Annotated in this window: 12 protein-coding genes; 6 read left to right on the top strand and 6 right to left on the bottom strand. The window is 39.4% G+C overall.

Annotated elements, in window-relative coordinates; genetic code table 11:
- The first annotated feature begins 74 nt into the window (after positions 1–74).
- The 3 genes from NLF99_RS01175 to NLF99_RS01170 all read left to right on the top strand — a co-directional run bounded on the left by NLF99_RS01175 (position 75) and on the right by NLF99_RS01170 (position 1,064).
- Complete coding sequence (locus NLF99_RS01175) at positions 75–344, top strand: hypothetical protein (RefSeq protein ID WP_254526465.1); 270 nt, start codon at positions 75–77, stop codon at positions 342–344.
- Entirely contained in the window at positions 344–472 is a 129-nt protein-coding gene (locus NLF99_RS19660; RefSeq protein WP_302328284.1) for a hypothetical protein, read from the top strand. The genes NLF99_RS01175 and NLF99_RS19660 overlap by 1 nt, the downstream gene beginning before the upstream one ends.
- Before the next feature lie 307 nt (positions 473–779).
- The gene (locus tag NLF99_RS01170) at positions 780–1,064 is read left to right on the top strand and encodes a GIY-YIG nuclease family protein (protein WP_254526464.1); all 285 of its coding nucleotides are present in this window, start codon (positions 780–782) and stop codon (positions 1,062–1,064) included.
- A gap of 392 nt (positions 1,065–1,456) precedes the next feature.
- Here NLF99_RS01170 and NLF99_RS01165 read toward each other — a convergent pair whose 3' ends face one another.
- The 5 genes from NLF99_RS01165 to NLF99_RS01145 all read right to left on the bottom strand — a co-directional run bounded on the left by NLF99_RS01165 (position 1,457) and on the right by NLF99_RS01145 (position 8,517).
- Positions 1,457–2,002, bottom strand: coding sequence for a plastocyanin/azurin family copper-binding protein (locus tag NLF99_RS01165; RefSeq protein ID WP_185211195.1), 546 nt, complete (start codon positions 2,000–2,002; stop codon positions 1,457–1,459).
- A gap of 62 nt (positions 2,003–2,064) precedes the next feature.
- The gene (locus NLF99_RS01160) at positions 2,065–3,690 is read right to left on the bottom strand and encodes a response regulator (protein WP_185211193.1); all 1,626 of its coding nucleotides are present in this window, start codon (positions 3,688–3,690) and stop codon (positions 2,065–2,067) included.
- A gap of 8 nt (positions 3,691–3,698) precedes the next feature.
- Positions 3,699–4,268 carry a chemotaxis protein CheB gene (locus NLF99_RS01155; protein ID WP_185211191.1) on the bottom strand — a complete coding sequence of 190 codons (570 nt, stop codon included), beginning with the start codon at positions 4,266–4,268 and terminating at the stop codon, positions 3,699–3,701.
- Positions 4,269–4,270: 2 nt separating this feature from the next.
- A complete protein-coding gene (locus NLF99_RS01150; RefSeq protein WP_185215955.1) occupies positions 4,271–5,104 on the bottom strand; it encodes a protein-glutamate O-methyltransferase CheR in 834 nt (277 codons plus the stop codon).
- Positions 5,092–8,517 carry a response regulator gene (locus NLF99_RS01145; RefSeq protein ID WP_254526463.1) on the bottom strand — a complete coding sequence of 1,142 codons (3,426 nt, stop codon included), beginning with the start codon at positions 8,515–8,517 and terminating at the stop codon, positions 5,092–5,094. Before NLF99_RS01145 ends, NLF99_RS01150 begins: the two co-directional genes overlap by 13 nt.
- A gap of 534 nt (positions 8,518–9,051) precedes the next feature.
- Between NLF99_RS01145 and floA the strand changes: the two genes are divergently transcribed.
- From floA to NLF99_RS01130, 3 genes are all read left to right on the top strand, one after another.
- Positions 9,052–10,029, top strand: coding sequence for a flotillin-like protein FloA (gene floA / locus NLF99_RS01140; RefSeq protein WP_185211185.1), 978 nt, complete (start codon positions 9,052–9,054; stop codon positions 10,027–10,029).
- Positions 10,030–10,410: 381 nt separating this feature from the next.
- The gene (locus NLF99_RS01135) at positions 10,411–10,929 is read left to right on the top strand and encodes an HAD family hydrolase (protein ID WP_254526462.1); all 519 of its coding nucleotides are present in this window, start codon (positions 10,411–10,413) and stop codon (positions 10,927–10,929) included.
- Positions 10,929–11,525, top strand: coding sequence for a Maf family nucleotide pyrophosphatase (locus tag NLF99_RS01130; RefSeq protein ID WP_254526461.1), 597 nt, complete (start codon positions 10,929–10,931; stop codon positions 11,523–11,525). The genes NLF99_RS01135 and NLF99_RS01130 overlap by 1 nt, the downstream gene beginning before the upstream one ends.
- 68 nt (positions 11,526–11,593) lie before the next feature.
- Here NLF99_RS01130 and NLF99_RS01125 read toward each other — a convergent pair whose 3' ends face one another.
- The gene (locus NLF99_RS01125; protein ID WP_254526460.1) at positions 11,594–14,251 is read right to left on the bottom strand and encodes a TonB-dependent receptor; all 2,658 of its coding nucleotides are present in this window, start codon (positions 14,249–14,251) and stop codon (positions 11,594–11,596) included.
- Between the last annotated feature and the right edge of the window lie 59 nt (positions 14,252–14,310).

The following is a 14,310-nucleotide window of genomic DNA, read 5'->3' as shown; positions in this document are numbered from 1 at the left end:
AGAGATTTTTCTTTGTTTACGAGGCAAATTTACTATTTAAATGCATATTAAGCGAAGATTAATAGGATTAAAAATTGGGTGTATTTTGTAATAAGACGGAGAGATTACAAAAGGAAAGCAAGGTTACACTGATGGATTCTGATTCTGAGCATGAAGCGAGGAATATGTTGTCTTTAAAAAAATTGAATGTCATCCTTGACCGAAGGTTAAGGAACGGCTCGTATGCTGGAGTAATGGATGGTTTTTGGAAGAAGAAGGTGAGTATTGGCGTACAGTTCCTGTTTGCTTCGCAAAAGGATGACAGCGATTTTGAGGAGCGAGGTACTGTTCGTATGCTAGAGTAATGGATGGTTTTTGGGTGGAGAAGGTAAGTAATGGTGTACAGTTCCTGTTTGCTTCGCAAAAGGATGACAGCGATAGGGAGGAGCGAGGAAATGTTCGTATGCTGGAGCAATGGTTGGGTTTCGGATGAAGAAGGTAAGTAATGGTGTACAGTTCCTCTTTGCTTCGCAAAAGGATGACAGCGATAGGGAGAGGCGAGGAACTGTTCGTATGCTGGAGCAAAGGTTGGGTTTAGGGTGGAGAAGGTAAGTAATGGCGTACAGTTCCTCTTTGCTTCGCAAAAGGATGACAGCGATAGGGAGTGGAAAAACGTACAGATTCTTCGCTATTCGCTCAGAATAAAATTTATTGACAATCAATAAAAAAAATATAAACTTTACATGGTTGGAACGAAGGCTTAATAGTAAAATGCTTATTTGTAAAAAAATTAATAGATAGTGTATTACGTTTATATTCTAACAAATTCCAATCGAACTGTCCTTTATGTAGGTGTAACTAATGATTTAAAAGTTCGATTAACTTATCACAAATCACCAACCCTATCTCAAAATTCCTTTACCAACAGGTATAAAGTGTATTTTCTAATTTATTTTGAGACCTTTTCTCATGTTTTGGACGCAATAACTCGAGAGAAGGAAATTAAGGGATGGTCAAGAAAACGAAAAGAGGAATTAATTAACACTCAAAACAAAGAATGGAAATTTTTAAATGACACAATTTAGAGCAGGATTCAGATTCTGAGCGAGGAATCTGTAGCCATAAAAAAAAGAATGTCATCCTTAACCGAAGGTTAAGGAACTGTTCGTATGCTGGAGTAATGGATGGTTTTGGAAGAAGAAGGTAAGTATTGGCGTACAGTTCCTGTTTGCTTCGCAAAAGGATGACAGCGATTTTGAGGAGCGAGGTACTGTTCGTATGCTGGAGTAATGGATGGTTTTTGGGTGACGAAGGTGAGTATTTGCGTACAGTTCCTCTTTGCTTCGCAAAAGGATGACAGCGACAGGGAGTGGAAAAGCGTACAGATTTCTCGCTATTCGCTCAGAGCTGAAGACAGGGGGATAAAAATATAAAAGGCTCCAATTTGGAGCCTTTTATATATGTTCTTTTACTTTGATTATTCAGCAACGATTTGACCATGCATAATTCCAAAGTGACCAGGGAAGCTACATAGGTAAGGATAAACTCCTTTTTCCAATGTAAACGTGATTTTGTCTTCTTGACCTGGACCTAATAATTTCGTGTGTGCAACAATTGAAGAAAGAGCTGATTTAGGGATATACTCGTTATCCGCTGCAGCCGTAGCTTCACCACCGAAAGTAGCAACATCAACACCTGGTTTCAAAACAACCAAGTTGTGTCCCATTGATTCAACAGGCATAGAACCTACGTTTTTCAAAGTCAATTCTACTGGTTCACCAGCTTTAACACGGATTAATGTAGTATTGAATTGCATTTGATCATTAGCTTCAACTGTCCATTGGTTTGACAATGTTACATTCTCAATACCTTCTACAGTTGTAGTAGATGCAGTTTCAGTAGCTTCAGGTTCAGTTGTAGTGGTTTCGGTTGAAGCGCCTTCTTCTTTCTTCTCAGCGTTATTGCCACAAGAAGTAATTCCAATTGCTAAAACTAGCGCTGGAATAATAAATAATTTCTTCATAGCTATTTTTAATAAATTTTATACGAATTTAACATAAATTATTGATTTAAACGAGGATTAAATCATTGTGAAGTCAATTTTGGGTTTTTATTTTTGTTGGTGACCTGTATTATTTTCTGATATAATTCTATTGGGTCGAAAGGTTTTCCAATAACACCGTCGGCTCCGGCTTGGAATGCAGCTGCTTGTTCATGTTCTAAAACCGATGCTGAAATGGTAATGATCGGTATGCCATGTTTTTCAGGGATTATATGGTTTTTGATTTCCTTGATGGCCTCAAATCCACTCATGATTGGCATGTGCGTATCCATTAAGATTAGGTCGTACTGCTCGTTCTCTACTTTTTCAAGGGCTAGTCTACCGTTCTTAACGATATCCACAGCACAGTTCCAGCTCCGTAACATATGGGCCAGCATAAAAGAGTTGAGCTCATTGTCTTCAGCCACCAGAACTTTCATCTCCTCAAATTTTGGAAAACTGTTGTAGGTCGGTACTTCTTTTTCCTTCTCGACCTCACTTTGCGCTGATTCTTCAAACCAACCTTCAAAATAGAATTCAGAACCTTCCCCATAAATACTTTTGGCTCCCACATCGCCGTTCAAAAGCTTTGCTAACCGCTTCACGATCGCTAATCCTAAACCCGTTCCGCCGAATTTTTTGGTGATACCATCATCAGCCTGTTCAAAGGCCATAAAGATCTTGTCGACGGAATCTTCACGGATGCCGATACCAGAGTCTTTAACGGAAAACTTAAGCCTAAAGCGTTCGTAATCTTTATTGACAACCTTTACAGAAAGCTGTATGGAGCCTTTTTCGGTGAACTTAAGACTGTTCGATACAAAGTTGCTGATGATCTGTTGCAACCTCAATGAATCGTAATGTATGTATTGAGGGACATCTTCGTCCACTTCGATATGGAATTTCAGGTTCTTATGGGTTGCCTTGATCTTAAATATCCTATTGATATCCTCGATCATTTTGGTGAGACTGAAATCCTCAAATTCAATCTTTAACATCCCTGAATCGATCTTGGACAGATCGAGGATGTCATTGATGATAAGCAATAGGGAATGAGAAGCATTGTCCAGCCTTTTTAACCAATCTTTTTGTTCAACGGTGAGTTCCGAACTCTTGAACATATGCATTATCCCCATAATCCCATTAATGGGAGTCCGGATTTCATGGCTCATATTGGCTAGGAATATCTCTTTGGATTTTCTGGCTTGAATGGCCTCTTCACGTGTTTTGAGCAGTTCAATCTTGGATTCCTCCAGTTCCTTATTCTTTTGGATAAGTTCTTGTTGGATCAAGATCTGTTGAACGAATGACTTAACCTTTGCTATGGTAATCTCTGGGTTCAGCGGTTTATATAAATAATCTACTGCGCCGCTTTCCAGGCCTTTCAATAGGTATTTGTCTTCCTTAGAAATAGCGGTGACCATGATTGCCATGATATGGCTAGTCTTGGGGTTAGATTTTAAAAGGGATACGAATTCGAATCCATTTATTTCTGGCATCTGTACATCGACCAGGGCAATTGAGATATCATCCTTCCAACAGATTTTCAGGGCTTCATTAGGGTCTGTAGAGCTCACGATGTTGACATGGTCAACTTCCTGAAGCAGCGCATGCAGACTGATGATGTTTTCTTCCTTATCATCCAATATCAGAATATTGATCGTTTTCATAGGTGACATTACTTTAATTGACTGAAATAATCTACGATATGTTGATTTGAAATGACTTGCACTTTTTTAGAGACCTGTGTTCCAGCCAAGGGCATGGTGTCAATAATGGCTTCTTTGGGGTCTTGGACATAACATGCTGCACCTTGATCAACCATGGCCTTCAGGCCGGATGATCCATCGTTGTTGGCTCCTGAAAGAAGAAAAGCAGTCGCATCCTTGTTGTAAACAGCCGCTACAGAGTCGAAAAACACATCGATAGAAGGTCTTGAAAACTGTACGGGGTCTGAAATGTCCAAGGAAAATATATAATCTGGTTCTACCAGTGTATGGTAGCCCGGGGGAGCGAAATAAATATGGTTTTCCAAAATTGGCAGTTTATCACGTACCGAAATAACATTCCGGTTCAATCTTTTAGATAAACTCGTTTCGATTTTAGTTTCGTATTTCGAATTTCTATGCAATACAATGACAATAGCATCGGCAAATTTGCTGGGCAGATGATCGAGGATTTCCACGATCAATTCATAAGCGCCTGCAGAGCCACCAATTACTATGATATGTTTTGCCAGGTTTTCCATTTCTATTTTATTTTTTGATAGATGTTGTACTCCTTGTCGATGACCTTAAAATTATCCATAATCTCATGCCTCATTAAAGTCTCTTTTGTACCTAGGCATAAAAATCCAAACAGTGCCAAGGATTGGTAAAATAGGTTGATGACATGTTCCTGAAGTTTGAGATCAAAATAAATCAGTACATTTCTGCACGTTATTAATTGGAACTCATTAAAGACTTGATCGGTTGCCAGGTTATGGGTTGAGAACAGGATGTTTTGCCTCAGGTCATGGTTAATGATCGCTGCATCATATCTTGCCGTATAATAGTTGGAAAGACTTTCTGTTGAGTTGTATGCATTGAAGTTGTCAGAATATTCCTTGAATTTATTGATGGGATAGATCCCTTTTTTGGCAACTTCGAGCACTTTACTGTTGATGTCGGTTCCATAAATAAAAGCACGGTCACTTAGATTGTTTTCCTTTAACAGAATGGCCAGGGAATAAACCTCTTCACCGGTTGAACAACCTGCACTCCATATTTTTATCCTAGGGAAAGTCTGTAAGTAGGGGATGATATCCTTGTTGAGTTTGTTGAAGAATCCAGGGTCCCGAAACATTTCAGTCACATTTACCGTGACTTCCTGTATGAAATATTGCTGGAATCCCTCAACGTTGACCAATGCATTCTTTAAATCCACCATATCCATGTCCTCCAGGTTCATGATACGTTGGATTCTGCGTTTCAATGAAGAGCGAGTATATCCGGACAGATCAAAATCTGACACATTCTTCAATAGAAAGACAATTTCTTCTACTTCTGAAAAACTCAATTCATTGGAATCTCTTAACTCAGCCATACTTGCATTAATGATACTAATTTATCAAGGTCGATGGGTTTGCTCACATAATCGTTTGCTCCCAATTCAATGGATTTTTCCCGATCTCCCTTCATTGCCTTCGCCGTAACGGCGATAATAGGCAGGTCTTTAAATTTCTTGTTTTTCCTGATTTCTTGGATGGCCTCATAACCATCCATCTCTGGCATCATGATATCCATCAGGACGATGTCCACTTCCTTTTGCTCATCGTTAATGATGTTTAAAGCTTCCAGGCCGTTGTTGGCAATCTCAATCTGCATGTTATATTGCTGTAGCGATGAGGTCAATGCAAATACATTTCGCATATCGTCATCTGCTATTAGCACCGTTTTATGATCCAATGTGCTTGTTCCATAATTTTCTTTAGGACCAATCTTCTCTGGATGCTTGATCGGATTATATGCCGGAGCAGATAGCTTGTTTAAGAAAAGGTTTACCTCATCGATCAATCTATTGTTGGATTTACTTGATTTTAATACCATAGATTGTGTATGGCGCATGATTCTTTCGGTCTGCTCTGAGCTCAAATCATATGCTGTATTGATGATGACCGGAAGTTTCTCAAATTTTGGATTCGATTTGATGACATCCAACATCTCAAGACCGCTACCATCAGGCAGTTTCACGTCCAAGATGATACAGTCCAGATTCTTTTCCTGTTCAAGTTTTTTCAATCCTGATTCTACCGTGAAGGCTTGGATTACATTGATGTTCTGTTCAGCAAAAGCCTTTTTGATCAGGTCACTTTGGAATTCCTGATCTTCGATCAATAGGATCTTCTTAAGGTCCTTATTGATGTTGAGTTTAATGTTTTCAAAGGCTACTCCAATGCTTTCTCCAGTAACCGGTTTTGCCATAAAGCCTATAGCGCCACTTTCAAGGAAATCTTTCTTGTTGAAATTAGCTGCAGACATCATGTGGATCGGGATATGCTTGGTCGTCTCGTTTGCCTTTAAGGTTTTCAGGACTTCCCAGCCATCAGCCAATGGAAGCATCACATCCAGAATAATAGCATCAGGAATATTTTCCTTGGCCATCTGGATACCTGCAACACCATCATAGGCATTTAAGACATTGAAGCCAAATTCTAGAGCAAATTCCTTCAGGATATCCGCAAAATTAACATCGTCTTCAATGATCAGGATAGATTTCTTCTCTCTTACGACCTCCGCAATTGGTCCAGGTTCTACGACAGCTGCGGGTTTTGCTGCTGCTGTTTCCTTAATTGCTGGCGGAGTTGTTTTTATGGCTGCTTCTTTCGCAGGAGCTGCGTCTTTATATTCCGTAAATGGAATGATCAAGGTGAATTTACTTCCTTTTCCAGATTCACTTTCCAAGGTAATTCGACCGCCTAATAAAGAGGAAATCTCCTTCGAAATCGACAAGCCCAGACCTGTTCCACCATATTTGCGGCTTGTAGATCCATCTTCCTGACGGAAAGCTTCGAATATCAAAGCTTGTTTGTCTTCTGAGATCCCTTTTCCATTATCGGAAACCGCAAAATGTAAGTTTCCAGATTGTTTGATGATCTGCAGATTGATCTCTCCATTATGATCCGTGAATTTGAATGCATTGGAAAGGAAGTTCTTTAATACTTGTTCCAAGCGGTATTCATCGGAAATAAATTGTTCCGGCGCCTTTTTAATATCGATATTAAATCGGATAGACTTTTCTTTTGCCACCTCTTTAAATAGGGATTCAAGATTTGCAGCAAAATGTTTGCTATTGATGCTGTCCTTGTGGATCTCTACTTTCCCGGATTCAATTTTCGCTAGGTCTAAGAGTTCATTGATCAATTGCAGTAGGTCCGAACCCGCATTATGAATTACAGAGGCATATTTGACCTGTTCTTCACTTAGGTTGCTATGTTTGTTGTCCTGCAACAACTTGGCAAGGATCAAGATACTATTGAGTGGAGTCCTTAGTTCGTGGCTCATATTGGCCATAAACTCGGATTTATATTTACTTGCCTGCTCTACTTCCGTGATTTTCTGTTCTACGACAGTATGGGCATGATTAAGGTCGTTATTGCGCTTTTCAAGCTCTGCAGCTTTTTCGTTAAGCTCTTTATTGGCTTGAGAAAGTTCTTCCTGCTGTACCCGAAGCTCTTCTTCGGAAGCTTCCAATAGATTGGTCTTATAAACCAGTTCTTCATTGGTTATTCTCAATTCTTCCTGTTGAGCTTCTAATTCTTCCGTTTGTCTTTGGGTTTCTTCAAGCAGGCCTTCAACTAAGGCATGGCTTTGACGGCTATGTAAAGCTGAACCTATAGAACGGCTAGTTCGGGTTAGGTAGTTGATGATGTTTTCTTTCTTGGAATCTGGAAAGGATCCGATGATCTCTATCAGGGCGATGCAATAATCTTCATATACCACTGGGAATAAAATCACGTCGGCTTCAATGGATTTGATTACCCCGGTTTTTATCTTGCTATTGCTGACGTCAATCGAGGATAGAATCTGCGGTTTTTTAGATTCTACGACCGATCCCAAAATCCCTTCGCCATGACGGAATATCTCAATTTTATCTTTTGGGTCTAGGCCTTTTGAGTCACGTATCCTGAATTCATAGGAGTCGATCTTTCGGACATAAAATGCCCCAGCAAAAGAATTGGTCACTTCCGAGATCACATTCAGTGAAGTTTTGGCAATTTCAGATTCCGTAGAAACGCCTGAGATGTTATTATGGAGTTTGGAGGAATTGGTAAGCACCCAATTGACACTTTCCAGTTCTTCAGAGGTTTTGGTCAAGTTGTGGTTTAATTCCTTTTCCTTTCTTGTATTTCTGCGCAGGTATTCAAGAATACGCAGCGTTTGGATGAAAGCAAAGAATATACCTAATAGGGATAGGATACCAAAAACGGCGGTATACACCCTTGTACTAGCAAGTTCTTTGGATTTTTTATCAGTGAGCTTTTTCCTGGCTTCAATCACATCATTTGTGAAGGAATTTCTAGCCTGATTTATTATCGTTTGTTCATTGGCTAGGGACTTAAAGATTTCGTCAGTTGACTCGGTGTTGAAATCGTGTTCGTTAGCACTAATGGAAGCCGTTATAGCTTTAATATGTTCCACAGACTTTGGTGGAGTCTGGTACAGCTCATTTGGACGTTCGATCTGTAAAATCAAGCCATGGATTTCATCTTCTAGTTGTTCCACTGTCAGGGGATCTGCACTTTTTTCCAGGTTCTTGTATTTGGAGAGTTTCTGGATATCAAGTTCCCATTCTTGGATGTTGTAGAATTGTTTTTGCGCCAGTTCTATATAACCGTTAATGGTCTCTGAATACTCGCGTTGTTTGTTCAGGAAATACCAATAGGAGAATATTATGATTAGATTAGCGACAATAATGCTGACTATAAATTGCCACTTTAATTGACTAAACTTATTCATGTTAGAATAGAATGTTAACTTTAAATTTCATAAGTATAAATTTCATTATCCAGCACAGAGATGTAAATAATGTTCTTCTAATTAAAACTTGAAACCACAATCAAGAGAAGTGATTAAATCGCGTTAGTTTTTAGAAAATTATGACAAAGGTAATGAACTAAATAAGAATCATTAGCACCATATATCTGTTTTATACTTAGTAACACTTGTTTTTCCATAATTTACTTGGTCCAATTCTATAAAATTGTCGAAATAATAAAATCTAAATTAATGATTTAAATTTTAATTTTGTCGGTATAAAAAATTAATAATTAGCGTTTTAAGAATGAATTCTGTATTAAAAAATATCGAAATCATTCCTTTTACCAATCGGTTGCTTGGTGTAACACCTAAATTTAAAAATAGTTTTTTATTGTTTATTAATTTTTTATAACCTTTTTTCGTTGAAATATCATGGATATTGAGGTAAAGCTAACATGTTCGGAATATTTTTTTATCTTTAAGAAGTCAGAAACAATATTAATCTAAAAATTAATGGATTCACCGATTCAATTAGTTCTAATCATTACTGGGTCAGTAATAGCTATTTTTTTCCTGTTGTATTTGTTGCCAGTAAATCTTTGGTTTACGGCCCAATTGTCGAATGTAAAGATCAGTCTTTTGAATTTAGTACTGATGAGATTGCGTAAGGTTCCACCATCCTTGGTGACCAATGCCATGATTACCTCGACTAAAGCCGGCTTGAAAATTACTTCCAATGAGATCGAAACCCACTATTTAGCGGGAGGAAATGTAAATAAAGTAATCAAGGCACTGATTTCTGCGGATAAAGCAAATATTCCTTTGGATTTTAAGTTGGCCACAGCCATTGACCTTGCGGGACGTGATGTTTTTGATGCGGTACAGCTTTCCGTAAATCCTCAGGTTATCAATACGCCTCCAGTTGCAGCCGTCGCAAAAGATGGTATTCAGTTGATTGCGAAGGCAAGGGTTACCGTTCGTGCAAATATCAATCAATTGGTCGGGGGTGCTGGTGAAGAAACCATTCTTGCCCGTGTCGGTGAAGGTATTGTGACAACAATTGGTTCCTCTGCCAACCATAAGGAGGTTTTGGAAAATCCAGACCGTATTTCAAAAACTGTTCTTTCCAAGGGATTGGATTCCGGAACGGCCTTTGAAATCTTATCCATTGATATTGCAGACATCGATATTGGTGAAAACGTAGGTGCGAAACTTCAGACCGATCAGGCCGAGGCAGACCTAAAAGTTGCTAATGCAAGAGCCGAAGAACGTAGAGCGATGGCTGTTGCAACCGAACAGGAAATGCGTGCGAAAGCTCAGGAAGCCAAGGCTAAGGTAATCGAAGCTGAATCGCAAGTTCCAATGGCTATGGCTGAAGCATTCAGAAATGGCAACTTGGGTATAATGGACTACTATAAAATGCAAAATATCCAAGCAGATACCGATATGAGAACATCTATAGCGAAGCCGCAAGGACCTGATAAAAAATAAATTATCTCAATCAATAAGAAAAGCCATGATTAAGAAAGTTTAGCGCTTTCTGAAATCATGGCTTTTTTTATGGAATTATGAAGGTTTATAAACGAAAAAACCCTGACGATGGGCGCCAGGGTTTGATACTAACCAATTATAAACCTAAATTATGAAAAGACAATTTTAATATAAATTCTACTTATCCTTCGAATTATGAAACAAAGGTACGGTGAGAATTAACATTTACAAAGAAATGTCAATAAAAAGTTTCCCTTGCAACCATTTTCTGACAATACCGTGATTTATCTGTTGCAACAAATAAAACTTTGGCGTAAATGAATTAACAATTCAAAATTTTGGTCTATAAAAAATATTTACTTTTGGAAATATCAATTGATTATGGTGCTTAAGAAATTTGCTGCAATCAAAGCAGTTGTTTTAGATGTTGACGGGGTCCTGACGGATGGCCGACTTTTGGTTACAGAAGCGGGTGAACAGTTGCGTTCTTTTTTTGTGAAAGATGGCTATGCCATGCAATTGGCAATTAAAATGGGTTTAGATATTTGGGTGATATCAGGTGGAAATTCCGAGGGTGTCAGAAAGAGATTGGAAGGTCTGGGTATTCAAGAGATACATTTAGGTGTAAGAAATAAAATGGATGTCATGACCCAACTTACCGAAAAACACGAATTGCAAATGGAGGATTTGATGTACGTAGGAGATGACATGCCAGATTATGAGGTAATGCAGGTAGTGGGAATCGCTGTCTGTCCTAGTGATGCCGTGGAGGATATCAAGACCATCTCGCATTACATGTCACCGAAAAAAGGAGGGGAAGGAGTTGTCCGTGATGTCTTGGAGAAAATATTGAAATTGAAAGGTCGTTGGGGCGTACAGACAGAAATAAAGAGTGTTTAATGATAGTCCAAGAAAAATTAAAAGCGATCCCAATCATCTTGGGTTCTAAATCACCCCGAAGAAAGGAGCTATTGAAGTCCATGGATATAGATTTCACGGTAGAGGTTCGGGAAACCGATGAATCCTTTGATGAAACCTTGTCTCCTGAAGAGGTCGTTCAACATATTGCAGAAGCAAAATTGGCGGCATTCCATGAACCTTCATTATATGATAAGTTAATTATTTGCGCTGATACCATTGTCGTAGATCATTTGTCTGCTGTAATAGGGAAGCCAAAGGATGCCGAAGAGGCTGTAGAGGTAATTACTGGCCTAAGCGGCAAGGAACATTTGGTCTTTACTGCAGTTGCCATGGCTTATCAAGGCGAGACAAGATCATTTGTTGAGGCGACGAAGGTATGGTTCAACAAATTGGAGAAAGAGGAAATCAATTATTATGTTAAAAACTATCAGCCCATGGATAAGGCAGGCTCTTACGGCATTCAAGAATGGATAGGCAGAATTGGTATTGAGAGAATTGAAGGTTCTTATGAAAATGTGATCGGATTGCCTACGGCCAGGTTGCAAAAGGAACTCAAGGAAATGTTTGCTGTATAAATCTAGCTTTAGATATTAAAATAAAGGGCGGAAAATTAATTTTCCGCCCCATTTATTTACATTTACCCTTACTTAATATGATATCTAATTCCTGTGTAGAACATTCTACCGGTCATAGGTCCCCAAAGCATGTTTGTGTCAAAATGTTGACCAAATGGTTGGTCAAACGCCAAGATTGGATCTTTTTGATAGAAGTTGCTTAAGTTTTCCCCACCGATATAAATATCAAAATTTTTGTTCTTGCCCAATGTTTTGCTCACCTGAGCATTCATGGTTACATAGGCATCAGATTGACTTGCCAATTGATATTCTACTGGATTACTGCTGGTATTAGGCAATCTTTTTTTGCCCACTACGTTCAGCGTATAGTCAAAATGCCAGCCTGAATGGGTATTGTAGGCTAGGTTCATGAATCCACGGTGCTTAGCAGTCAACGGTTTCTGTAGCTTTCCTGATTTATATTCTGTTTCCACATCGAGCATACGGTAAGCCATTCTGGCTTCGAAGTGTGGAGCGGGCATAAATCTGAATTCAGCCTGTAAGCTATTGGAGTATGATTTCCCGTCTAAGTTATAGAATGATACTTCACGGGGGTTTTCAAAATCAACGACTACTTGATTTTGGAAGTTGTTATGGAATAGTTCCACGGACACGCCAGATTCCCTTCCGAAAAGCTGGAAGCTTTGGTCAACAGTAAATCCTGTATTCCAAGATACTTCTGGTTTAAGTCCATAGGCATGTTCGCCACTAGCAAGGTTTGCCAATCCGTTGATAGCCCTGCTTGAGGCAAAGATACCTAGGTTTTCGGCAAAGATATTGGCAGTACGCTGTCCGCGACCTGAGCTTAAGCGGAGGGTAGTTCCCAGGATTGGCTCATAACGCAAAACTGCTCTTGGCGTAGTAAACCAACCATATAGATTGTTGTAATCCTGACGGATTCCCAATACAGCATCAAACTTTTCGCTAGGGCTGAAGGTGTATTCTGCAAATACGCCAGTTACAGCCTCTTTACGGCCAAAATTGTAGGCATAGTCATTGTTGGAATTTTCGCGTTTCAGATCTTCATCATAGTGGTCATATTGAACAGAAGCTCCAACCTTATATTTGTGGGATACATCGCCGATGATATCCTGGAACAATAGGTTTGCATAATAGGAGTTTTGTTCATTATCGTAGGTGTTCAATCCAAAGAAACTTTCTTGTTTATATTGACTTGCAGATAATTGAAGCCCGATACTACGGTGTTTGTTTGTCGGGAATACATAGCCCAATTTACCAAAACCTTCAATTCTTTGGTTTTTGAATCCTAGACCATATTTATTGGTCGTCAATTTATCAGTATTCTCGTTGAATTCAATCTGTCCACCAATTCTATCATCGTGAAGGAATTTCACGCCGAACTGGGCAATGATTCCTTTGCCGTTTTCGAAATGCCAACGGTTTACACCTGAGAATAGGTTTCCTACTGGAATATCACGGAAGCCATTGTCACTGAAGTTCATTTTCTTGTTGTACATGAAGTTATCATGCAGCAATAGTCCAACAGACCATTTCTCATTGATATGATGCGAAAGGTTTAGATTGACATCGGTACGGCCCATATTGTTGGCGTAGGCATTAAAAAATAACTTCTCGCTGTTATGGGGTTTCTTCAGTTCAACGTTGATTTGGCCAGCCATGTTTTCAAATCCATTGGCCACTGAACCAATGCCTTTGCTGATATTGATGGCTTCGATCCAAGTTCCGGCAATACTGTTCAATCCTAAGGGTGAAGCGAAGCCTCTAGGTCCTGGTAGACCTTCAACGGTAAGTTGGGTATAGATACCAGCAAGTCCTAGCATTTGGATCTGTTTACTGCCCGTTACGGCATCGCTGCTTACTACATCCACGGAAGCATTCGTCTCAAAGCTTTCACTTAGATCACAACATGCCGCCTTGAAAAGTTCTTTCGCCGTGATAGTCTCTACACGGTTTGGGGTCAATTTAGAAATGTAATTGGATTTCTGTCTTCTAGTGACCACGATTTCCTGTAAAGTGTTGTTCTTTGCCTGTACAACGAGGACTTCATGTAGGTTTTTTACCTCGATGGTATCCCCCTGCATACTGGCATGTGAGATCACTAACTTTCTATAAGGCTTCTGGTGCATGATTTTGAAAACGCCATTTTCATTGGTCTTAACCTTTTTGCTCGGGTTGTCCAACCAGAAAATGGTAACTTCGGTAATAGGGGTCAAATCCCCTTTTTCACTTTCATTAACTACGACTCCAGTAACCTCATGGTCATGGTCGTGGTTATGTCCGCCATCGTCATCGTGATTGTGTTCTTGGCCTTCCTCATGCTGATGGCCTTCCTCCGCATGGTCATGGTCGTGGTCATGCTCCTGCTCTGCATCCATTCTAGGGTACAGACAGCATTCATGTAATTCTTCATAGGTTGCATCCGGTGCACGGAATTCTTTGGTGTCATGACCGGCTTCAGCGATTCCCTGTTTAATTTTATCTAAGGAATTTTTGCTGGAATCATAGGTTACAGTAGCAATACCAGTACTGCTATCCCATTCAATGGATTTTGCGCCGGCATCTTTGCCCGCAGTCTCGATCCGTTTCTTACACATGGCACAATTGCCAGAAACTTCAAATTTCTCGGTGTTAATATTGTTTTGGGCGAACAGTCCTGTGCCCACAGCTATAAAAATAAATACTAATAAATATCTAAATAAGTGCATAGTTCATCGTAATTAATAAAAATTCAAAAAGTCTAGATTGATTTTGAAAGTTTATTTAA

This window comes from Sphingobacterium sp. LZ11T8 (genome assembly GCF_024261425.1).
Taxonomy (GTDB): domain Bacteria; phylum Bacteroidota; class Bacteroidia; order Sphingobacteriales; family Sphingobacteriaceae; genus Sphingobacterium.
Note: the sequence above shows the minus strand (reverse complement) of the source record. Positions and strands in the feature narration are given on the sequence as shown.